The organism is Streptomyces sp. NPDC059740, assembly GCF_042733155.1.
Taxonomy (GTDB): Bacteria; Actinomycetota; Actinomycetes; order Streptomycetales; family Streptomycetaceae; genus Streptomyces.
On sequence record NZ_JBHWGP010000004.1, the window covers coordinates 1 to 20,484 of the forward strand.

Genomic DNA, 20,484 nt, shown 5'->3' on the forward strand with positions numbered 1-20,484 from the left:
GTTGAGCGCCTCGGCGACGCTGGTGCCGCCGGAGGAGGAGGGCGGTGCGCCGTAGACGTCCAGACCGCGGTAGCGGGTGTGGGGGCCGGCCGTCGCCGCCCGGCAGGTCCGGCCGGGACCGTGGCAGGCCGGGCAGCGCGGTAGGGGAGTGCCTGCGCGGCTCCGGGCCGTACCGCGCCGTCCTCGGGCCCCTCGGGCGGCCCGCGGACAGCGGTGGACGGTTCCTCAGAGAACCAGCCCTTATACCGCTTTTCTTGCGGAACCATCCGTGCTGCGCGGTCTTTTCTCCGTTCGGGACGCCTCGCGCCGACAGGACGTTTATGCGGCCTATGTAGCGTTTTCAGGCTAAGGTCGTAGCGCCCGGGGTGATCATGAGCGGTGGGGCGGTCCGCCCGCGTCCGCGCCCGCCCCGGCTCCCCCGTCCGACGCCAGGTCCTGGCCGTCCAGAAAGCGACGACCGCGTGCTGCCCACCTTCGACGTCACCGTCCGCGAGCCCCGCCGGGACCCGGTGGAGCTGACCGTGACAGGAGAACTCGACCTCGACACGGCACGCCACGTGAGGCGGGCGGCGGCGGAAGTGCTCACCGGCGGACGTACGCACCTGAGGGTGGACGTCGCCGGGGTCACCTTCTGCGACTCCTCCGGGCTGAGTGCCTTCCTCGACGTCCACCGCTGGGCGCGCGAGGCCGGCGGCTCGCTGACCCTCACCGAGGTCCCCGGGCGACTGCGCCGCCTCCTCGTCCTCACCGGCCTCGAAGCGCTCCTGACCCGCGGCCCGGCGGCCCGTTCCGACGCGCCGGCCCCCTCCGCCTGAGGCACCACCGGGACGCCACACGGCCCACCGTCGCGACGGCCCGGGACGGGAGCACCCGAGCCCCCGGCGTCCGGACCGCCGGCGCCCGGAGGGCCGACGCCCCGGAGTGGCGTCTCCCACCCGGCGCCGCCCCGCGGGACACTGACCGCGCACACCACCGCGAGCGCGCCCGCGCGGCGCACTGGGGAGCGATGCCGATGACCGAGCAGTCCGTGATCGAGCGGCCCCAGGGCGGGGCGCCGCCACACGAGCCGTCCGTCATCGAGACCCGCGGGCTGACGAAGACGTACGGCCGGGGCCGCCCGGCCGTCGACACCCTCGACCTGTCCGTGCCCCGCGGCAGCGTCTACGGCTTCCTGGGCCCCAACGGCTCCGGCAAGACCACCACCATCCGCATGCTGCTGGGGCTGGTCGCCCCGACGGCCGGCCGGGCCCGGCTGCTGGGCGCGGCCATGCCCGGGGCGGCGCGCGAGGTACTGCCCCGCGTCGGCGCACTCATCGAGGGGCCCGGCCAGTACGGGTTCCTCAGCGGGCGCGACAACCTGCTGCGCCTGGACGCCGCCGACCCCACCGCCGACCCCGCCACCCGCCGCCGCCGGGTCGAAGCCGCCCTGGACCGCGTCGGACTGGCCCCGGTCGCCCGGCGCCGCACCCGCACCTACTCCCTGGGCATGCGCCAGCGGCTGGGGCTGGCCGCGGCGCTGCTGCGCCCCCGCGAACTCCTGGTACTGGACGAGCCGACCAACGGCCTCGACCCGCAGGGCATGCGGGAGATCCGGGGCCTGGTGCGGGAGCTCGCCGCCGACGGGACGACCGTCTTCCTCTCCTCCCACCTCCTGGACGAGGTGGAGCAGGTCTGCACCCACGCCGCGGTGATGGCCCGGGGACGGCTGGTCGCCCACGGCCCGGTGGAGGCGCTGTTCGCCGCCTCGGGCGGTCGGGTGAGCGTGAGCACTCCTGACACCGCCGAGGCCGCCCGGGTCCTGACGGCCCACGGCGTCACCGGCCTCACCGTGACGGCCGGCCGGGTACTGGGCACGCTGCCGCCCGCGATGACCCGCCCCGCCGTGACGTCCACCGCCGTGACGTCCACCGCGGCAGGGGGATGCGCCACCGGGGCCACCGGGCCCGTCGGTACGCATGCCGTGCCGGTGCCGGTGCCGGTGCAGGGCCCCGGCGGGCCCGGGGGCGCCGCGCCGGCCGGGGGACCGGCGGGGAGCGACGTCGCCGAGCTCAACGCCGCCCTCGTCGCCGCGGGGGTGCGGGTACGGGCCTTCGGCACCGAACGCGCCTCGCTGGAGGAGGTCTTCGTGGAGCTGACCGGAGAGGGATTCGATGTCGCCGACTGAGCACCCCGACACCCGGAGCGGGCACACCGTGCCGGCCGCCGGGCACGGACCCGACGCCGCCTACCCGGCAGCCGAGGGTGTCCCCCAGCCGTCCGCCGAAGCGGACCTGCCGGCTCAGCCGGCCGCCGGTGCCGCGGGTCCGCTGCCCCGGCCGCCCCGGCCGTCCGCCGCAGGACGCCGCCGGTCCCTCGGGAGGACCGGCACCGTCCGGCTCGCCGCCCCGGAGCGGCCGGTGCGGCGACGCTGGTCCCTGGGCCTGCTGCGCAACGAGATCACCACCACCTTCCGGCGGCGGCGCACCCTCGTCCTGCTGGCGGTACTGGCCGCGGTGCCGGTGCTGGTCGGGACCGCGGTGCGGGTGGAGACCGGGGGACGCGCCCGAGGCGGTGGCGGCGCCGGCCCGGCCTTCTTCGGCGAGATCGCCGGCAACGGCCTGTTCCTGGTGTTCGCCTCGCTGGCCGCGACCCTGCCGGTCTTCCTGCCGCTGGCGGTGGCGGTCGTCGCGGGGGACTCGGTCGCGGGCGAGGCGGGGACCGGCACCTTGCGCTACCTGCTGGTGGCACCGGCCGGCCGGGTGCGGCTGCTGGCGGTCAAGTACCTGACGAGCCTGGCGTTCTGCCTGGCCGCCACGGTGGTGGTGGCCGTGGTGGCGCTGGCCGTGGGCGCGCTGCTCTTCCCGACGGGGCCCACCACGCTGCTGTCCGGGACGACCGTCTCCTTCGGCGCGGGCCTGCTGCGGGCGGCGGCGGTGGCCGGCGTGGTGGCCGCCTCCCTGGTCGGCGTGGCGGCGCTGGGCCTGTTCGTCTCCACCCTGACCAGCAGCGGGGTCGCGGCGATGGCGACCACCGTCGGCCTGGTGATCACCGTCCAGATCCTGGACACCGTGCCGCAGCTGCACGCCGTCCAGCCCTACTTCTTCCCCCACTACTGGCTGTCCTTCGCCGACCTCCTGCGCGCGCCCGTCTACTGGGACGACCTCTACCGCAACCTGGGCCTCCAGGCCGTCTACGCGGGCGTCTTCGCCTCGGCGGCCTGGGCCCACTTCACCGGCAGGGACGTGACGGACTGACGGACGGGCGGCGGGGAGAGACGGGCGGACCGCCGGTGGGTGGTCAGGGGCTGGTGTCCGCGGTCGGCGGCCCCGCCGGTTGCACCGGTTCCGCGTCCCGGGCCGCCGGCTCGCCCCCGGCGGCGGCCTCCGCCGCCCTGAGCCGGGCCGCCGCCACCGCGCGCCGGCCGTTGCGGGAGGTGCGCACCGCGTCCCAGGTCAGGATGGCCACGGCCAGCCACACCAGCGCGAACCCGGCCCACCGCTCGGCCGGCATCGCCTCGTGGAAGGCCACCAGGCCCAGGACGAACTGGAACGTCGGCGCCAGGTACTGGAGCATCCCGATGGCCGTGAGCGGCAGCCGGACCGCGGACAGCCCGAAGCAGATCAGCGGGATCGCGGTCGCAAGCCCCGCCGCGGCCAGCAGGACGGCCTGCCCGACGCCCCCGGAGACGAAGTCGCTCTGGCCGTGGGCCCCCAGTACCAGCAGGAAGACCAGCGCCGGCAGGAACTGGATCGCGGTCTCCGCGCCGAAGCTCTCCACCCCGTCCAGCCGCACCCACTTCTTGACCAGCCCGTAGGTGGCGAAGGTGAGGGCGAGCCCCAGCGCCACCCACGGGACCCGGCCGTACGCCACGGCCAGCACCACGACCGCCGCGGCCCCGGCCGCCACCGCCGCCCACTGCGCGGGCCGCAGCCGCTCGCGCAGGAACACCACCCCGAAGGCGATGCTCACCAGCGGGTTGATGAAGTACCCCATGGACGCCTCGAGCACATGGCCGGAATTGACCGCCCAGATGTAGAGGTACCAGTTGACGGAGATCGTCGCGGCGGCCACCAGCACCAGGGCGGCGCGGCGGGGCGCGCGCAGCAGCGGCCCCAGCCACGCCCCGCGCCGCAGCGCCGCCAGCACCACCGCGGCCACCGGCAGGGACCAGACCATGCGGTGGGCCAGGATCTCCGCGGGCGAGGAGGAGTCCAGCAGGTGCCAGTACAGGGGCAGCAACCCCCATATGGTGTAGGCGAGGACGCCGAAGAGGAAGCCGGTGCGCTGCTCGGTCCGGTGGGGCATGGGCACTCCAGGCGGCGGCCGTCGGGAGGACGGCGGGACGGCGGCGGGACGACGGACCGCCCCGGCACGACGGTAGCGCCGCCCCAGCCGCCTGTCATGCCCAATACCGGTTACGGTCCTGACCGGTCGGAGGGTGCCACCTCCCCGGACACACCACTGCCGGGACCCGTCCGTGACGGGCCCCGGCAGGTGGACACGGGTGTCCCCGGCGTCAGCCGACGACCGTCCAGGTGTCGTTGCCGGCCAGCAGGGCGGCGAGGTCGCCCTTGCCCTTCTGCTCCACGGCGCTCTCCAGCTGCTCCGCCATGAGGGTGTCGTAGACGGGCCGCTCGACGTTGCGCAGCACACCGATCGGGGTGTGGTGCAGGGTGTCGGCGTCCGCCAGGCGGGAGAGGGCGAAGGCGGTGGTGGGGCTGGTGGCGTGCGCGTCGTGGACGAGGACGTCCGCCGCGTTGCGCTCGGTCACCTCCACCACGTGCAGGTCGCCGGTGCCCGGGTCGCGGACCACGCCCTTGGTGCCCTGGCCCGTCTCGTCCAGGGAGCCGAAGCGGATGGGCTGCCCGTGTTCGAGGCGGATCACGGCCTCCTGGGCCTGGTCCTTGTCCTTGAGCACCTCGAACGCGCCGTCGTTGAAGATGTTGCAGTTCTGGTAGATCTCCACCAGCGCCGTGCCCGGGTGGGCGGCGGCCTGCCGCAGCACCTCGGTGAGGTGCTTGCGGTCGGAGTCGACGGTGCGGGCCACGAAGCCCGCCTCCGCGCCCAGCGCCAGCGACACCGGGTTGAACGGGGCGTCCAGCGACCCCATCGGCGTCGACTTGGTGATCTTGCCGACCTCGGAGGTCGGCGAGTACTGGCCCTTGGTCAGCCCGTAGATCCGGTTGTTGAACAGCAGTATCTTGAGGTTGACGTTGCGCCGCAGGGCGTGGATGAGGTGGTTGCCGCCGATGGACAGCGCGTCGCCGTCACCGGTGACCACCCACACCGACAGGTCGCGGCGCGAGGTGGCCAGCCCCGTCGCGATGGCCGGGGCGCGGCCGTGGATGGAGTGCATCCCGTAGGTGTTCATGTAGTACGGGAAGCGGGAGGAGCAGCCGATGCCGGAGACGAAGACGATGTTCTCCTTCGCCAGCCCCAGCTCCGGCATGAAGCCCTGCACGGCGGCCAGGACGGCGTAGTCCCCGCACCCGGGGCACCAGCGCACCTCCTGGTCGGACTTGAAGTCCTTCATCGACTGCTTGCCCTCGGCCTTGGGCACCAGCGACAGCGCCGGCAGCCCCGCCGGGCTCTGGGGGAGCGTCTCAGTCATCGATGGCCTCCTTAAGGACCGCCGCCAGCGCTTCGGCCTTGAACGGCATGCCGCTGACCTGCGTGTGGGAGCGGGCGTCGACGAGGTAGCGGGCGCGGATGAGGGTGGCGAGCTGGCCCAGGTTCATCTCCGGCACGATCACCTTCTCGTAACCGGCCAGCACCGAGGCGAGGTTGGCGGGGAAGGGGTTGAGGTGGCGCAGGTGGGCCTGGGCGACGTGGTCGCCGCCGGCCCGCACCCGCCGCACCGCGGCCGTGATCGGCCCGTAGGTCGAGCCCCAGCCGAGCACCAGGACCCGCGCCGCGCCCTCGGGGTCGTCCACCTCGACGTCCGGCACCGTGATGCCGTCGACCTTGGCCTGACGGGTGCGGACCATGAAGTCGTGGTTGGCCGGGTCGTAGGAGATGTTGCCCGTGCCGTCCTGCTTCTCGATGCCGCCGATGCGGTGCTCCAGACCCGGCGTGCCGGGCACCGCCCAGGGCCGTGCCAGCGTCTCGGGGTCCCGCTTGTACGGCCAGAACACCTCGGTGCCGTCGGCGAGTTCGTGGTTGGTGCCGGTGGCGAACGGCACCTTCAGGTCCGGCAGCTCCTCGACCTCCGGGACGCGCCACGGCTCGGAGCCGTTGGCCAGGTAGCCGTCGGAGAGCAGGAAGACCGGGGTGCGGTAGGTCAACGCGATGCGCGCCGCGTCCAGGGCCGCGTCGAAGCAGTCCGCCGGGGTGCGCGGCGCGACGATCGGCACCGGCGCCTCACCGTTGCGGCCGTACATCGCCTGCAGCAGATCGGCCTGCTCGGTCTTGGTGGGCAGACCGGTGGACGGGCCGCCACGCTGGATGTCCACGACGAGCAGCGGCAGTTCCAGCGACACCGCCAGGCCGATGGTCTCCGACTTCAGCGCCACGCCGGGCCCGGAGGTGGTGGTCACGGCCAGCGAACCGCCGAAGGCCGCGCCGAGCGCCGCACCGATGCCCGCGATCTCGTCCTCCGCCTGGAAGCTGCGGACGCCGAAGTTCTTGTGCTTGGAGAGCTCGTGCAGGATGTCGGAGGCCGGGGTGATCGGGTACGAGCCCAGGTACAGCGGCAGGTCGGCCTGCTCGGCGGCGGCGATCAGGCCGTAGGCGAGCGCCAGGTTGCCGGAGATGTTGCGGTAGGTGCCCGTCGGGAACGCCTGCGCGGCGGGCGCCACCTGGTAGGAGACCGCGAAGTCCTCCGTGGTCTCCCCGAAGTTCCAGCCGGCGCGGAACGCCGCGATGTTCGCCTCGGCGATCTGCGGCTTCTTGGCGAACTTCGACCGCAGGAAGGACTCGGTGCCCTCGGTGGGGCGGTGGTACATCCACGACAGCAGCCCGAGCGCGAACATGTTCTTGCTCCGCTCGGCCTCCTTGCGGGAGAGGCCGAAGCCGGCGAGCGCCTCGATGGTCAGCGTCGTCAGCGGCACCGGGTGGACGCTGTACCCGTCGAGGGAACCGTCCTCCAGCGGCGAGGTGGTGTAACCGACCTTTGCCATGGGGCGCTTGGTGAACTCGTCGGTGTTGACGATGATCTCCGCGCCCCGCGGCACGTCCGCGAGGTTCGCCTTCAGCGCGGCCGGGTTCATGGCGACCAGTACGTCCGGGGCGTCACCGGGGGTGAGGATGTCGTGGTCGGCGAAGTGCAGCTGGAAGGACGACACGCCGGGCAGCGTGCCGGCGGGTGCGCGGATCTCGGCGGGGAAGTTCGGCAACGTCGACAGGTCGTTGCCGAAGGACGCCGTCTCCGAGGTGAACCGGTCGCCCGTGAGCTGCATACCGTCGCCGGAGTCGCCTGCGAACCGGATGACGACGCGATCGAGGCTGCGGACCTGCTTCTCGCCCGCGGCCGGCGCGGCCGGACTCTCGACGTGCTCGGTCGCGCTGCTGACCTGGCTGGTCACTGCTTCGGACCTCCCTTGAGGCTGGGGTGTCCCCGCCGGAGGCAGGGCGGCTCGGGACCGTCGTACCGACCGGTTGTCCAACCGCCATGGTACGGGGGTAAGGCTTGCCTATCCCGGGGGTGCCCACAAGGTGGTCCCCCGGGTGAGACGGAAAACGATACTTGTTCATACCGATATGCCCGCTTTTCGGGTGCCCTGAGAGGGTCGGCTTGCGCCACCCCCTCCCCTCCCTGAACTCGGCTTCCGTGTGTCCCGCCCTTCACGGGGTGTGCTGAGGAACACATGCGGCCCGGTGCGGGGTGGTACGGGAGGGGCTGGCTCCGGTTCCTCGCGGCGCGCACCTCGTGTCCGGTTCCGCGCCGCGGCAGGCCCGCGCCGCCGCCGGGCCCGCCCCCCGACCCCTGGGGGCCGTGGTGCACGCGAGGTGGCGGGGCGTCAGGCGGTCCCGTACCGGGCGGCGTCGAGGGGCTGGGCAGCGGTGCGCTCCGGACACCGGTACCCCGGGTTCCGCCTCGGCCCCGTACCCTGTTGCCGCCGAAGGAACGGCGGTGCGGGGGAGGGGTCATGGCGGTGGGAACGGAAGGTGCCGCGGTGGTCGGCGAACGGCGGACCGCGCTGAGCCGAGTGACGCTGGTCGCCGACGGCCGGCGCTTCGCCTCGTTGTTGCCCGCCACGGAACCCCTCGGCGAGCTGCTGCCCGGCGTCCTTCTCGCCGTGGCCGCGCCGCAGGCCCCGACCGATCCTCCGTACCGCGTACTGACCGCGGACGGCACCGTGCTGCCCGCCACCCAGTCGCTGGCCTCGGCAGGCGTCGTGGACGGCGCCGTGCTGCACCTCGTTGCCGAGCAGCCGGCCACCGGCGGCCCGCCGCCGGCCGCCGGCCGCACCACGGGCGACGCCCCGGACGGCACCGGGGCGGAGGACGACGGTCTGGGCGCCTGGCGCTGGGGTGAGCGGGCGCGGAACTGGTCGGCGGGCGTCGCGGCCGTCCTGCTCGCCCTGTTCGCGGGCGGGTGCGCGGTGCTCTGGTACGGCCGGGGGCCCGCAGCGGTGGGCCTCGGCGTGCTCGCGGTGCCGGCCGTCGCCGTCGGCATCGGCGCTGCCCGGCTCGGCCACCGCCGACCCGGCGTGACGGCCATGGCGTTCGGCGGTGCCACGGGAGCGCTGGCCGCCTGGGAGAGCACCACGCACCTCCCGCTGCGGCTCGCCGCCGCGGCCGTGGTCCTCGCCCTGGTGGCGGCGCTGCTGGACCGGTGCACCGAGGCGGGCGCCGGGGGGCGTGCCGCCGCCGTCGCGCTGCTGGCGGCGGCCGGCCTCTGGGAGGTGTGCCTGGCCGTCACCAGCCCCGACCGGGCAGCTGTCCTGGCAGGCCTGGTGACGGCGCTCGGTCTCGGCCAGCTGCCCCGCCTGGCGCTGGTCACCGCCGGACTGACCGGGCTGGACGACCGCCGCTCCGCCGCCGCCCCGGTCAGCCGGCTGCGCGTGGCCACGGCCCTGGCAGCCACCCACCGCGGGCTGGCGCCCGCCACCGTGGTCGTGGCGGTCGCCACCGGCGCCGCCGGGTTCCTGGCCGCCCACGCCGGCGGACACGGCCCGGCCGGCGTGTGGGGTCCGCTGGGTGCCGCCTCGCTGTGCGTGGTCCTGTGGGCCCGGACCCGGGCCTACCCGCTGACCGTCGAGGTTCTCGCACTGGGCGGCGCGGCGACCGTGGTGGCGGTGCGCCTCGCGCTGGCCTGGGCCTCCTCGGGCGCTCCCGCGGGCGGCCTGGTCCTCCTGGCGGCGCTGGCCCTGCTGCCGCCCGTGCTCTGCGCGGTGGGCCTGCCGCCCGCCGTACGGCAGTGGTGGGCGCGGCTGGTGGACCTCCTGGAGATCGCCGGCCTCGCCGCGCTGGTGCTCGTCACCCTGGGCGCGCTCGGGGTGTACGAAGGTCTGGCACATCTCCTCTGAGAACCGGAACCTTTGAGAACCGGAACCTGGTGGACACCCCGGCACCGGAGCCGGAACCGAGCCCGGAAGGACGGTGCGGAATCATGGCGACGGAGTCAGCCGGGCCCCCTGGGGCTGCCGAGGTGGTCCGCGACGACCACGGAGACGGCCGCGGCGGGGAGCAGGAAACCGCAGCGACCGCGCGGAGCGTGGTGGCAGACGGCGCTTCGGCCTCGCAGGAGGACGGTGCGCAGCCCTCGGCTACGGCTGGGGCTTCGGTACCGGCTACGGCTTCGGCTGTGTCCGCAGCTCCGGCTGCGGCTGCGGCGGTGACGTCAGGTGGTGTGGAGAGTGCGGCGGGTGTGCACGGCGCGAAGGGTGCGGTGGATTCGGTGGGTTCGGTGGGGTCGGCGAGTTCCGGAGGTCCGGTGAGTTCCGGAGGTCCGGCGATCGGGGAGGACTTGGCAGTGGGGGCCGGCCCCCAGCAGGCGGACACCGACGCGTCCGGGGCGAGGCCGCCCGTCACGTTGGAGAAGCACCCACCGGAGCCGGAGCCGGCGGTCACGTTGGAGAAGCGCTCACCGGAGCCGGAGCCGGCGGTCACGTTGGAGAAGCGTGTGCCGTCGCCGTCCGGCTCCGTGGGTTCCCCGGGTGCAGCGGGTGCGTGGGACTCCTCGGACGCTGTGTCCTCTCCGGACGCGTCGGACGAGGAGGTCCCCGCGCCGGCGCCTGCGGTCACACTCGACAAGTCCACGCCCGGCTCCGCACCGGTCCCCGGGTCCGCCGGCACGGCCGCGGCCGAGGAGCCCGTCCCCGACTCCGCGCCCTCCGCCGAGGAGCCCGACCCGTGGGCCCGTCCGGCCTTTCCCGACCCGGGACGCGTCCTCGACCAGCCTTCCGGTCCCTCACCCGTCCCGCCGGCCTCGCCCGACTCGTCCGCTTCCTCTGCCTCTTCTGCCTCGTCCGCGTCCTCCGACTCGTCCGCGTCCTCCGACTCGTCCGTCTCGTCCGACTCGTACAGCTCGGCCGCGCAGCCGCCGCCGGAGGAGACCGTTCCCGTTGCGACGGGTGGCGCGCTGCCCGCGGAGGCTCCGGCCCCCCTCGCCCAGGCGCCCGAGCCGGGGCTGCCCTGGCGGGACGCTGAACCGGCGGGCGAGGCCGCACCGCTTCCCGGTCAGGGCGCGACCACGGAGACAGAGGTGGAAGCTGAGGCGGAGACGGAGACGGAGATGAACGGGGAGGCTGAGGCGGAGGCCGACGGCACGGTTCCGACCGCGGCCGTGCCGCGCGTCGAGGAGGCGTCTCCTTGGGGCGAGGGCGACACCTCTTCCTGGGACGGGGGAGACACCTCTCGCTGGGACGAGAGCCCTTCCGCCACCGCCGCCGGCGCTCGACCCGCGCCCGTCACAGGAGCGCCCGGCATGCCGTCCTCCCCGCCGCAGCCGTCCTCCCCCTCGGGAGCGCAGCAGGCGCCGTCCGTGCCGCAGCAGTCACCCCCCTCCTCCGCCACGCCAGGTGTTCCGCAGGCGCAGGGCGCGCCGCAGGTGCAGGGCGCTGAGCCGGCGCACGGTGCGGGGCAGACGCAGGGCGCGCCGTACTCGGCTGACCTGCGGCCCGGGCCTCCCGCGCAGAGTGCTCCGACGTCCACGCCGCCGGCGCAGAGCGCCCCACCGGCATCCGCCCCCCGTCCGGCCCCCGCCCCCCACCCGGCGCCGTCGTCGTCCCAGGGCGCTCCCTCGGCGCCTGTCCCGCCGCAGCAGGCCGCCCCGTTGCGCCGTATGTCGGTCCCGCTGGTCGGCTCGCCCACGCCCGTGTCGGTACCGGTGCTGGCCCCCGAACTCGTCGACGCCCGGCGGCCTCGGCACGGGGAGACCGCGGTGCGCCGGGCCGGGAGGGTGGTGCGCCGGCTGCTCGCCTCGTCGGCGGCCCAGGACACCGGGATCGCCGAACGGCTGGCGCAGTCCATCCAGCAGCCGGTGACGACCGGACGCCAGATCGCGGTCACCAGCATCCGCGGCGGCGCCGGCAAGACCACGCTCGCCGCGCTGCTCTCGCTGACCTACGCGCACTACCGCAGCGACCCGGTGCTGGCCCTGGAGGCGGACCCCGCGCTCGGCACCCTGCCGCACCGCCTCGGCACCCGCGAGGTGCGCTGGTCGACGTCCGACCTCGCCCGCATCGTCGACCCCGGCATGAGGATCACCGACCTCACCGGCTACCTCTCACCGTTCACCGGCGGCGGCTGGCTGCTGCCGGGCAGCCAGGGCTCGGTCGGCACGATGCTCGACCTGGAGACCTACCGGGTCGTGGTGACCTCGCTGCGCCGCTACTTCGCCGCCACCGTCGTGGACTGCGAGACGCTGCCCGCCGAGGTGGCGAGGACCGCGCTGGTCACCACCCAGGCCAGGGTGCTGGCCGTCCCCGCCACGCCCGAGGGGATCGCCTCGACCCGCTCGGTCCTGGAGTGGATGGGGGGCCTCCACAAGCGGCTGCTGCCGACCACGGTGGTGGTGCTGGTCCGCACCGCCCCCATCGCCGGTGTCGACGTCCGCAAGGCCACCGAGATGCTGGCGGCGGGCGGCGTCACCGTCCTGTCGCTGCCCTACGACCGTCACCTCGCCGCCGGTGGTGCCATCCGCACCGAGCTGCTGGGCGAACGGACCGCGCGCGCCGCCACCCGGATCGCCGCCGAGGTCATGGACCGTGCCGCCCGCCGTCAGGGAGGGCAGCAACAGGGCGCCGCCCCGGCCGCTCACCTACCGGCCGGCCGACCGCCCCTCGGCGACCCGTACGGCTCCCCCCACCCCGCGGACCACGGGTTCCCCCAGGCCCCTGCCGCCCCACCCGCACCCGGAGCCCAGTCCCCGGCCCCGGGCATCCACCCCGCTTCCCCGGGCAGCTCATCCGTCGGACTGCCACCGCAGGGCCCCGGCGCGTCGCTGTGGTAGCCGCTCCCCGCTGCCTGGCCGGACCCAAGAGGAGCCCCGGCCGGGCAGCGGGCCGCTAGGGGGCGAACGGGCCCCTGGGGAAGGCGGAGAAGCCTCACGGGGCCGGACACGCCTCCCGGGGCCGGACTCGCCTCCCGGGGCCGGAGGAGCCTCCCGGGGCCGGAAATGAGAAGAAACCGTCCGCCATGCGGGACGCGCGGCCCAGGGAGCGGACGGTCTGACATGGTTCGGCCAGGGAGTCGGGTGTCCCGCCGGACATCCGGTCGGCCGGCCGTCGCCCCGTCACCCACCCCGGGGGCTGCTTGGCCGAGTGAGGGCAGGGCCTAGACTCCGTCTTTACTGTGTCCGAACCGGGCCTCGGCCCGCACGCGCGCGAGCGGCCACCGGCGCCGGGCACAGACACCAGTCGGAGACCAGCAGGCAGGGAGCGAGGGGCGGACGTGACGGACGCGACCGTGCGCACCGTCGGTGCCGCGGACTACTACCAGAGCTACTCGGTCGTCGGACTGCTCGCCGTGGTCGGCGTGCTCTTCGTGGCGGTGGCCTTCGCCGCCGGGCGCCTCATGCGCCCCGTGGTCCCCACGTTCGAGAAACTGCTGACGTACGAGTGCGGGGTCGACCCCGTGGGTGGGGACTGGGCACACACCCAGGTCCGCTACTACGTCTACACGTTCCTCTACGTGATCTTCGCCGTCGACTCGGTGTTCCTCTTCCCGTGGGCGACGGTCTTCGCGGCCCCCGGGTTCGGGGGCGTCACGCTGGCGGAGATGTTCGTCTTCCTCGGTTTCCTCGCCGTCGGTCTGCTCTACGCATGGAAGAAGGGCGTCCTGGAATGGACGTGAGCCGCGCCACCGAGACCGGCACAGCCGCGGGCGGCCCGGAGTTCCTCCCGGAACCGCGCCGCCTGGGCACGCTGGCCCGCCTGGCCCCCGAACCGATGAAGGTGGTCCTGAACTGGGGCCGCCGGTACAGCCTGTGGGTCTTCAACTTCGGGCTGGCCTGCTGCGCCATCGAGTTCATCGCCGCCTCCATGGCCCGCCACGACTTCATGCGCCTCGGCGTGATCCCGTTCGCGCCCGGCCCCCGCCAGGCGGACCTGATGGTCGTGTCCGGGACCGTCACCGACAAGATGGCCCCCGCCGTCAAGCGGCTCTACGAGCAGATGCCCGAGCCGAAGTACGTCATCTCCTTCGGCGCCTGCTCCAACTGCGGCGGCCCCTACTGGGACAGCTACGCCGTCACCAAGGGCGTCGACCAGATCATCCCGGTCGACGTCTACGTGCCCGGTTGCCCGCCGCGTCCCGAGGCACTGCTCCAGGGCATCCTCAAGCTCCAGGAGAAGATCGCCCGCGAGTCGCTCGGTGAGCGGTACACCCAGGCGCCGCCCTCGACCGCCGCGCTGCGCAGCCCCCTGGTGGCGCCGCCGGAGCGGCCCGCCTCCGCCGAGTCGCCCGCTGCCGACCGGCCCGGTGCGGACAGGGAGGAAGACCGGTGAGCGGGGAGCAGGAGCAGCCGTCTGCGGATGCTGCGAAGGCTGGTGCGGGGGAGGAGGCCGCGGCGGCGCCGGTCGTCGGCTGGCTTCCGGCGCCGGCGGACGCGCTCTTCGGCGCGGGCGCCGTGGCGGAGGAGAGCTACGCACTCCTGACGGTCGACGTGCCGCGGGAGAACTGGACCGAGGCGCTCACTACGGCCCGGGACACGTTGGGGTGCACCTACTTCGACTGGCTGAGCGCGGTCGACGAGCCGGACACCGGCTTCCGGATCTGCGCCCACCTCGCCGACGTCTCGACGGCCGGTGGCGTGCGACGCCTCCTCGTCCGGACGACCGTGCCCCATGACGCGGCGACCCTTCCGACCGCCGTCGAGGTGTACCCGGGTGCCGCCTGGCACGAGCGGGAGACGCACGAGATGTTCGGCGTCGACTTCACCGACCACCCCTACCTGGCGCCCTTGCTGCTCCCCGAGGGGTTCGAGGGCCATCCGCTGCGCAAGGACTTCGTTCTCGCGGCCCGGGTGGCGAAGGCGTGGCCCGGCGCCAAGGAGCCGGGCGAGTCCGGAAGCGGCGGTCACGGCACGAAGCGACGCCAGATGCTGCCGCCGGGCGTGCCCGACCCCAACGAGTGGGGGCCGCTGAAGGGCCAACTGCCGCCCGCACCGGCGCGTCCGGCCCGCGGTGCCAGGGCGGGCGCGGCCCGCGCCGGCGGCGCCGGGGGCGGGGCTGAGGCGCGCGCGGCCGGTGACCGGCCGGTCCGCCGCAACCGCAGCGCGAGCGCGGGCTCTGCCAGCCAGCGCGGTGTGACCGGGACGCCGGAGACCACGGGTACCGAGGGCCCCGCAGCCACCACGGCGCCGGGCGCCACGCCGACGGACCGCACCGCACCGCCGTCGACAGCCGCCGGTGCCTCGGCTGCGGAGGCCGGCGTTCCGTCCCCGGCGCCGAACGATGCGGGTACCGACGCGCGTGCGGACGCGAGCTCCCGGGACGCGGCGCAGCCCGCGGCGGACGGTGCGGACCACGCCACCGACCGCCCTGAGGACCGCACCGAAGACCGCACCGGCGACCGCCCCGGCGACCGCGGGCCGGATGCCGGTGCGACGGCAGCCGGCGGCGCCGCCCGAGCCGAACGGCCGCTCCGTCCAGGCCGCCCTGCCCGTCCGGCGCCCCGCTCCTCGGACGCCCCCTGGCACCACGCACGACCCGCGTTCGACGAGCCCGGCGAGCGCGGGGAGACGGGGGCGACGGGGGAGACGGACGGGCCGCACCGCGACGAGGGTGGTGCGGAGCCGCAAGCCGAGCAGACTCCCGCGCGGGAACCGGTGGAGGCGCCCGAGCAGGAACCCGAGCGCACGCCCGAGCCGAAACCGGAACGGGAGTCGGAGCACGAGCCGGAACGGGCATCCGGGCCTGAGCCCGAGCAGGCATCCGGGCCTGAGCCGGAGCGGGCGTCGGGGCGCGAGCCGGAGCAGGCATCCGGGCCTGAGCCGGAGCGGGAGTCGGGGCGCGAGCCCGAGCAGGCGCCCGAGCCTGAGTCGGAGCTGGAGCCCGAGCAGGAGTCGGACCGGGGAAGGGGAGGTGGACGAGGTGAATGACGTCCTCGACGTCGTCGTACGGCTGGTCGCCGTCTTCGTCGGTTTCCTCGTCCTTCCGCTGGTGGTCGGGCAGACCGAGCACAAGGTCATGGCGCACATGCAGGGCCGGCTCGGCCCCATGTACGCCGGCGGGTTCCACGGCTGGGCGCAGCTCGTCGCCGACGGCGTGAAGTTCGCCCAGAAGGAAGACGTCGTGCCGGCCGGAGCCGACCGACGGATCTTCCAGCTGGCACCCGCGGTGGCGCTCCTGCCCTACCTGCTGGTCCTCGTCGCCGTACCGGTCGGGCCCGGCAACCAGGTCGGCCAGGCCCTGGACGCCGGACTCTTCTTCGTCCTGGCCGTCATGGGCGTCGGCGTCCTGGGCTCGCTCATGGCGGGGTGGGCGTCGGCCAACAAGTACTCCTTGCTCGGCGGCGTCAGGACCGCGGCCCAGCTGATGGCCTACGAGCTGCCGATGCTGCTCGCCGCGGCCTCGGTGGCCATGGCCGCCGGCACGCTCTCCCTGCCCGGCATCCTGGACGCCTTCCACTGGTGGTGGGTGCCGTGGCAGATCGTCGGCGGCCTGGTGTTCTTCACCGCCGGTCTCGCCGAACTGCAGCGGCCGCCCTTCGACATGCCCGTGGCGGACTCGGAGATCATCTTCGGCGCCTACACCGAGTACACCGGTCTGCGCTTCGCCCTCTTCCTGCTGTCGGAGTACGCCGGCATCGTCGTCCTCTCGGCCCTGACCAGCGTGCTCTTCCTGGGCGGCTGGCACGGGCCGTTCGGCGCCGACGGCATCGGCTGGCTGTGGACGCTGCTCAAGACGGCGGCCCTGGCCTTCGTCGTCATCTGGCTGCGGGTCAGCTACCCGCGGCTGCGTGAGGACCAGCTCCAGAAGTTCGCCTGGACGGTCCTCATCCCGCTCGCCCTCGCCCAGATCGCGCTCACCGGCGTGGTCAAGGTGGTGATCTCCTGATGGCCCCCGAGCCGAACCCCGGACGAAGCGGCGCGCACCCCGCCCGCCCCCACACCGGGCACACCCACCCGGACCGTGAGCAGGCCGGACCCGACACCGCGGGACACACCCCCGCCGGACACGACCACGTCGGTCACGACCACGTCGGTCACGTGCACGCGGGCCACGGCCAGGCGGCCGGGGGAGCGGGGAGCGGCGACGGCCGGAAGCGGTCGCGGTTCCCCGGCAGCGGGTTGGCCAAGGGCCTGGCCGTCACCCTGCGCACCATGACCCGGCGCACCGTGACGGAGCAGTACCCCGACGCCCAGCCGGAACTCGCGCCCCGCACGCGCGGCGTCATCGGGCTGTTCGAGGAGAACTGCACCGTCTGCATGCTCTGCGCGCGAGAGTGCCCCGACTGGTGCATCTACATCGACTCCCACAAGGAGACCGTCCCGGCGGCCACCCCCGGCGGCCGTGACCGCAGCCGGAACGTCCTGGACCGCTTCGCCATCGACTTCGCGCTCTGCATGTACTGCGGTATCTGCATCGAGGTCTGCCCCTTCGACGCCCTGTTCTGGTCACCGGAGTTCGAGTACGCCGAGACCGACATCCGCGACCTCACCCACGAACGCGACAAGCTCCGCGAGTGGATGTGGACGGTGCCCGAGCCGCCTGCGCTCGACCCCGCGGCCGAGGAGCCCAAGGAGATCGCAGCGGCCCGACGGGCAGCGGACAAGCTGGCGGTGCAGCGAGCCGTCGAGGACGCCACCGAGGCCCGCCTCGGAGCCGACCAGCAGGCCGCCACCGACCAGGCGACCGACCAGGCGACAGACCAGGCGGCGGACCGCCCCGCCCGCCCGGCGCCCAGCGCGACACCCGGCGCGATGCCCGGTCCGGACACCACCGAGCCGGACGGACCCAGGCCCCCCAAGCCGAACAGCCCCGAGGAGGAGGCGTGATCTCCGCTCTGCCGGACGGCGTCCTCGCGTCGGCCGACGGCCCCACCGGGGCCACAGCCATGGCTGCCGCGCTGCACGGAACCGGAGCGCCACACGGCTTCCTCTCGCCCAGCGGCGTCGAGATCGCGTTCGTCCTGTTCGGTCTGGTGACCCTCGGCGCCGCCCTCGTGACCGTCACCACCAAGCAGCTCGTCCACGCGGCGCTCTGGCTGGTGGTGGCCCTCAGCGGCATCGCCGTCGAGTACCTGCTGCTCACCGCCGAGTTCATCGCCTGGGTGCAGGTCCTGATCTACGTCGGTTCGGTCGTCGTCCTGCTGCTCTTCGGGCTGATGCTCACCCGTGCGCCCATTGGCCGGTCCCCCGACGCCGACTCCGGCAACCGGTGGATCGCGCTCGGCGTCGCCGTCCTCAGCGCCGTCGCCCTGGTGTGGGTGGTCGTCGACGCCTTCCGCACGACGTGGATCGACGTCGGCACCGTGCAGGGCTCGACCACCGTCACCGGCCGCAGCCTCTTCCAGCACTGGGTGCTGCCCTTCGAGGCGCTGTCCGTGCTGCTGCTGGCGGCACTCGTCGGTGCCGTGGTGCTCTCCCGCCGCAGGGAGACGCCCGCCGGACACGAGAAGGACGCCCGCTGATGCACCTCGCCTACCCCGCCGTCCTCGCCGTCCTGCTCTTCTGCGTCGGCGTCTACGGAGTGCTGGCCCGCCGCAACGCGATCCTCGTACTGATGTCCGTCGAGCTGATGCTCAACGCCGTCAACCTCAACCTGGTCGCCTTCGACGTCTGGCTCCGCGACACCCTCCACGCCGGACAGGCCCTCACCCTCTTCACCATCGCGATCGCCGCGGCGGAGATCGGCATCGGCCTCGCCGTCGTCCTGCTCGTCCACCGCAACCGCGGCACCGCCGACGTCGACCGTCTCCGTGACCTCCGCGAAGAGGACCCGCACGGCGATGCGAGGACCGAGCAGACCGACGCCGGCCCCGACGCCGTCGCCCAGGCAGCCCTGCTGAGCAGGTCCGCCCGCCGGACGGCCGCCGACGCCCACCGCCGCGACGCCGCCCACCCCCACGGCTCGCCAGACGACGACGCGGAGGCCACCGCGTGACCACCACGACCACCGCCGTTCTCGTCCCCCTCCTGCCGTTCCTCGGCGCCCTCCTCGGACTCGGCCTCGGACGTCGCGCCCCCGGCTTCGTGCGGCCCCTCGCCGTACTGCCGACGCTGGCGGCAGCCGCCCTCGCGGTCACCGTCGCCGTCCACACCGGAGGCGGAGCGCGGGCCGGACACACGCCGCTGGACGCCGCCACCCGGCTCACCCCCACCGGCTCCGTGCCGATCGACCTGGCCCTGCACGTCGACGGGTTCGCCGCACCCGTCGCCGTCCTCGTCGCCCTCGTCGCCACCTGCGTGCAGCTCTACTCGCTCGGCTACCTGCGGGACGACCCCCGCTACCCCTCCTACGCCGCGCTCGTCTCGCTGTTCACCTCCGCGATGCTGCTCGTCGTCTACTCCGGGGACCTCATCGTGCTGCTCGTCGGCTGGGAGGTCATGGGCATCTGCTCGTACTTCCTCGTCGGCCACTACTGGGAGACCGAAGCCGCCCGCACCGCCTCCCTCAAGGCGTTCCTCGTCACCAAGCTGGGTGACGTCCCCTTCCTCTTCGGACTGTTCGCCCTCGCCGCGGACACCGGGACGTTCCGCATCAGCGGCATCCTGCGGTCCGTCGCCGACCACGGCCTGGACCACCCCACCCTCGTCGCGCTGCTGCTGCTCGCCGGCGTCGCGGGCAAGTCCGCCCAGTTCCCGCTCCACACCTGGCTGCCCGACGCCATGGCCGGCCCCACCCCGGTGTCGGCGCTCATCCACGCCGCCACCATGGTCGCCGCCGGCGTCTACCTCATCGCCCGGCTCCTCCCCGTCTTCACCGCCTCCGCCGCCGCGCTCGTCGTCATGGCCGTGGTCGCCGCCCTCACCATGGTCGGCTCGGCGCTCGCGGCCCTCGCCCAGGACGACGTCAAACGCGTCCTGGCGTACTCCACCGTCGGCCAGCTCGGCTACATGACCGGCGCCCTCGCCGTCGGCGACCGCGGCGCCGCCGTCTTCCACCTCCTCACCCACGGCGCCTTCAAGGCGCTGCTCTTCCTCGGCGCCGGCGTCCTCATCCACGCCGCCGGCACCAACTCGCTGGCCGCCATGTCCCGCATGGAGGGCCTGGCCCGGCGCATCCCCGACGCCTACTGGACGATGACGGTCGCGCTCCTCGCCCTGGCCGCCATCCCCCCGTTCGCCGGCTTCTTCTCCAAGGAGGCTGTCCTCGGCGCCGCCGAGCACGCCGCCACCGGTGACGCCCACGGCATCCCCGGCGCCGCCGGCTGGACCGTCCTCCTCGCCGGCCTGCTCACCGCCCTCCTCACCGCGGGCTACGCCACCCGCCTCTGGCTCCTCGCCTTCCACGGCCGGGGCACCCCCGCCCCCGACCACGGCCGTCAGCCCCTGCTGATGAACATCGTGCTGTGGGTGCTGTTCGTGCCGACCCTGGCGCTCGGCCTGCTCACCCCCGCCCTGCCCGACTGGTTCGACGGCCGCTCCCTCACACCGACCCTCACCACCTCCGTCCTCGGTGTCGGCGTCGCCCTCGTCGGCGCCCTGATGACCTGGGGAGCCTGGCGGCACACCACCGCACTCGCCGCGCGCACCCCGCTCGGCGCGGTCGCCGCCGACCCCGACGCCGCCCCGGCCGTCTCCGAGGAGGAGGCCATCGCCAGCCACGCCCCCGCCTACGGCGACAACGCCGACGCCCCCGACCCGGCCGACCCCGGCCGGCTCCTCCTCGGCCCGCTGCACCGGCCCGCCGCCGTCGGCTTCCACCTCGACGCCGTGTACACCACCCTGTTCGTGCGGCCGGTGACCGCCGCCGCCCGCCTCGTCCGCCTCCTGGACCGCGAGGTCGTCGAGACCTACGTGGCCGGGGCGGCCCGCACCCCCCGCCTGCTGGGCTGGGCCGTGCGCAGGGCCCAGACCGGCAACGTGCAGACCTACCTCGGCGCGCTGGTCGCGGGCTCACTGGTCGTGGCCCTCGCCGCCGTCCTCGTCGCCACGGGCACGGGAGCCTGACC

General features: G+C 74.4%; 16 protein-coding genes. 13 read left to right on the forward strand and 3 right to left on the reverse strand.

Annotation, left to right across the window (positions count from 1 at the left end; genetic code table 11):
- The first annotated feature begins 461 nt into the window (after nucleotides 1–461).
- The 3 genes from ACFV3R_RS06465 (at nucleotide 462) to ACFV3R_RS06475 (ending at nucleotide 3,233) form a co-directional block, all read left to right on the forward strand.
- On the forward strand, nucleotides 462–815 hold the full coding sequence (locus ACFV3R_RS06465) for an STAS domain-containing protein (protein WP_385576499.1): 354 nt from the start codon (nucleotides 462–464) through the stop codon (nucleotides 813–815).
- A 197-nt stretch (nucleotides 816–1,012) separates the two neighbouring features.
- Nucleotides 1,013–2,164 (forward strand): ABC transporter ATP-binding protein, encoded by a 1,152-nt coding sequence (locus ACFV3R_RS06470; protein WP_385576502.1) that lies wholly within the window; start codon nucleotides 1,013–1,015, stop codon nucleotides 2,162–2,164.
- Entirely contained in the window at nucleotides 2,151–3,233 is a 1,083-nt protein-coding gene (locus ACFV3R_RS06475) for an ABC transporter permease (RefSeq protein WP_385576505.1), read from the forward strand. Before ACFV3R_RS06470 ends, ACFV3R_RS06475 begins: the two co-directional genes overlap by 14 nt.
- A 43-nt stretch (nucleotides 3,234–3,276) precedes the next feature.
- On the opposite strand, the gene rarD is transcribed toward ACFV3R_RS06475, so the two are convergent.
- The 3 genes from rarD to ACFV3R_RS06490 all read right to left on the reverse strand — a co-directional run bounded on the left by rarD (nucleotide 3,277) and on the right by ACFV3R_RS06490 (nucleotide 7,502).
- Nucleotides 3,277–4,284, reverse strand: a complete 1,008-nt coding sequence (gene rarD, locus ACFV3R_RS06480) for an EamA family transporter RarD (RefSeq protein ID WP_385576508.1) — start codon at nucleotides 4,282–4,284, stop codon at nucleotides 3,277–3,279.
- 211 nt (nucleotides 4,285–4,495) lie between these two features.
- A complete protein-coding gene (locus tag ACFV3R_RS06485; RefSeq protein WP_385576511.1) occupies nucleotides 4,496–5,590 on the reverse strand; it encodes a 2-oxoacid:ferredoxin oxidoreductase subunit beta in 1,095 nt (364 codons plus the stop codon).
- Complete coding sequence (locus ACFV3R_RS06490; RefSeq protein ID WP_385576514.1) at nucleotides 5,583–7,502, reverse strand: 2-oxoacid:acceptor oxidoreductase subunit alpha; 1,920 nt, start codon at nucleotides 7,500–7,502, stop codon at nucleotides 5,583–5,585. Before ACFV3R_RS06490 ends, ACFV3R_RS06485 begins: the two co-directional genes overlap by 8 nt.
- A 564-nt stretch (nucleotides 7,503–8,066) precedes the next feature.
- On the opposite strand from ACFV3R_RS06490, the gene ACFV3R_RS06495 reads away from it, so the two are divergent.
- From ACFV3R_RS06495 to ACFV3R_RS06540, 10 genes are all read left to right on the forward strand, one after another.
- Nucleotides 8,067–9,449 carry an EsaB/YukD family protein gene (locus ACFV3R_RS06495; protein WP_385576517.1) on the forward strand — a complete coding sequence of 461 codons (1,383 nt, stop codon included), beginning with the start codon at nucleotides 8,067–8,069 and terminating at the stop codon, nucleotides 9,447–9,449.
- Nucleotides 9,450–11,206: 1,757 nt separating this feature from the next.
- The gene (locus ACFV3R_RS06500) at nucleotides 11,207–12,376 is read left to right on the forward strand and encodes a hypothetical protein (RefSeq protein WP_385576520.1); all 1,170 of its coding nucleotides are present in this window, start codon (nucleotides 11,207–11,209) and stop codon (nucleotides 12,374–12,376) included.
- Nucleotides 12,377–12,816: 440 nt separating this feature from the next.
- Nucleotides 12,817–13,218, forward strand: coding sequence for an NADH-quinone oxidoreductase subunit A (locus ACFV3R_RS06505; RefSeq protein ID WP_385576523.1), 402 nt, complete (start codon nucleotides 12,817–12,819; stop codon nucleotides 13,216–13,218).
- On the forward strand, nucleotides 13,209–13,871 hold the full coding sequence (locus tag ACFV3R_RS06510; protein ID WP_385576526.1) for an NADH-quinone oxidoreductase subunit B: 663 nt from the start codon (nucleotides 13,209–13,211) through the stop codon (nucleotides 13,869–13,871). The genes ACFV3R_RS06505 and ACFV3R_RS06510 overlap by 10 nt, the downstream gene beginning before the upstream one ends.
- Nucleotides 13,868–15,466 (forward strand): NADH-quinone oxidoreductase subunit C, encoded by a 1,599-nt coding sequence (locus tag ACFV3R_RS06515; protein WP_385576529.1) that lies wholly within the window; start codon nucleotides 13,868–13,870, stop codon nucleotides 15,464–15,466. Before ACFV3R_RS06510 ends, ACFV3R_RS06515 begins: the two co-directional genes overlap by 4 nt.
- A complete protein-coding gene (locus tag ACFV3R_RS06520) occupies nucleotides 15,459–16,424 on the forward strand; it encodes an NADH-quinone oxidoreductase subunit H (protein WP_385577468.1) in 966 nt (321 codons plus the stop codon). The genes ACFV3R_RS06515 and ACFV3R_RS06520 overlap by 8 nt, the downstream gene beginning before the upstream one ends.
- 266 nt (nucleotides 16,425–16,690) lie before the next feature.
- Nucleotides 16,691–17,365 carry a 4Fe-4S binding protein gene (locus tag ACFV3R_RS06525; protein WP_385577471.1) on the forward strand — a complete coding sequence of 225 codons (675 nt, stop codon included), beginning with the start codon at nucleotides 16,691–16,693 and terminating at the stop codon, nucleotides 17,363–17,365.
- Between the two features lie 59 nt (nucleotides 17,366–17,424).
- Nucleotides 17,425–18,000, forward strand: a complete 576-nt coding sequence (locus ACFV3R_RS06530; protein ID WP_385577474.1) for an NADH-quinone oxidoreductase subunit J — start codon at nucleotides 17,425–17,427, stop codon at nucleotides 17,998–18,000.
- Nucleotides 18,000–18,473 (forward strand): NADH-quinone oxidoreductase subunit NuoK, encoded by a 474-nt coding sequence (nuoK, locus tag ACFV3R_RS06535; RefSeq protein WP_385576532.1) that lies wholly within the window; start codon nucleotides 18,000–18,002, stop codon nucleotides 18,471–18,473. The genes ACFV3R_RS06530 and nuoK overlap by 1 nt, the downstream gene beginning before the upstream one ends.
- Nucleotides 18,470–20,482 carry an NADH-quinone oxidoreductase subunit L gene (locus ACFV3R_RS06540; RefSeq protein ID WP_385576535.1) on the forward strand — a complete coding sequence of 671 codons (2,013 nt, stop codon included), beginning with the start codon at nucleotides 18,470–18,472 and terminating at the stop codon, nucleotides 20,480–20,482. The genes nuoK and ACFV3R_RS06540 overlap by 4 nt, the downstream gene beginning before the upstream one ends.
- Nucleotides 20,483–20,484 lie beyond the last annotated feature (2 nt).

Coding starts and splice junctions, on each gene's coding strand:
- ACFV3R_RS06470 (WP_385576502.1), top strand. CDS start 1,013: ATGACCGAGCAGTCCGTGATCGAGCGGCCCCAGGGCGGGGCGCCGCCA.
- ACFV3R_RS06475 (WP_385576505.1), top strand. CDS start 2,151: ATGTCGCCGACTGAGCACCCCGACACCCGGAGCGGGCACACCGTGCCG.
- rarD (WP_385576508.1), bottom strand. CDS start 4,284: ATGCCCCACCGGACCGAGCAGCGCACCGGCTTCCTCTTCGGCGTCCTC.
- ACFV3R_RS06485 (WP_385576511.1), bottom strand. CDS start 5,590: ATGACTGAGACGCTCCCCCAGAGCCCGGCGGGGCTGCCGGCGCTGTCG.
- ACFV3R_RS06495 (WP_385576517.1), top strand. CDS start 8,067: ATGGCGGTGGGAACGGAAGGTGCCGCGGTGGTCGGCGAACGGCGGACC.
- ACFV3R_RS06500 (WP_385576520.1), top strand. CDS start 11,207: ATGTCGGTCCCGCTGGTCGGCTCGCCCACGCCCGTGTCGGTACCGGTG.
- ACFV3R_RS06510 (WP_385576526.1), top strand. CDS start 13,209: ATGGACGTGAGCCGCGCCACCGAGACCGGCACAGCCGCGGGCGGCCCG.
- ACFV3R_RS06525 (WP_385577471.1), top strand. CDS start 16,691: ATGACCCGGCGCACCGTGACGGAGCAGTACCCCGACGCCCAGCCGGAA.
- ACFV3R_RS06530 (WP_385577474.1), top strand. CDS start 17,425: ATGGCTGCCGCGCTGCACGGAACCGGAGCGCCACACGGCTTCCTCTCG.
- nuoK (WP_385576532.1), top strand. CDS start 18,000: ATGCACCTCGCCTACCCCGCCGTCCTCGCCGTCCTGCTCTTCTGCGTC.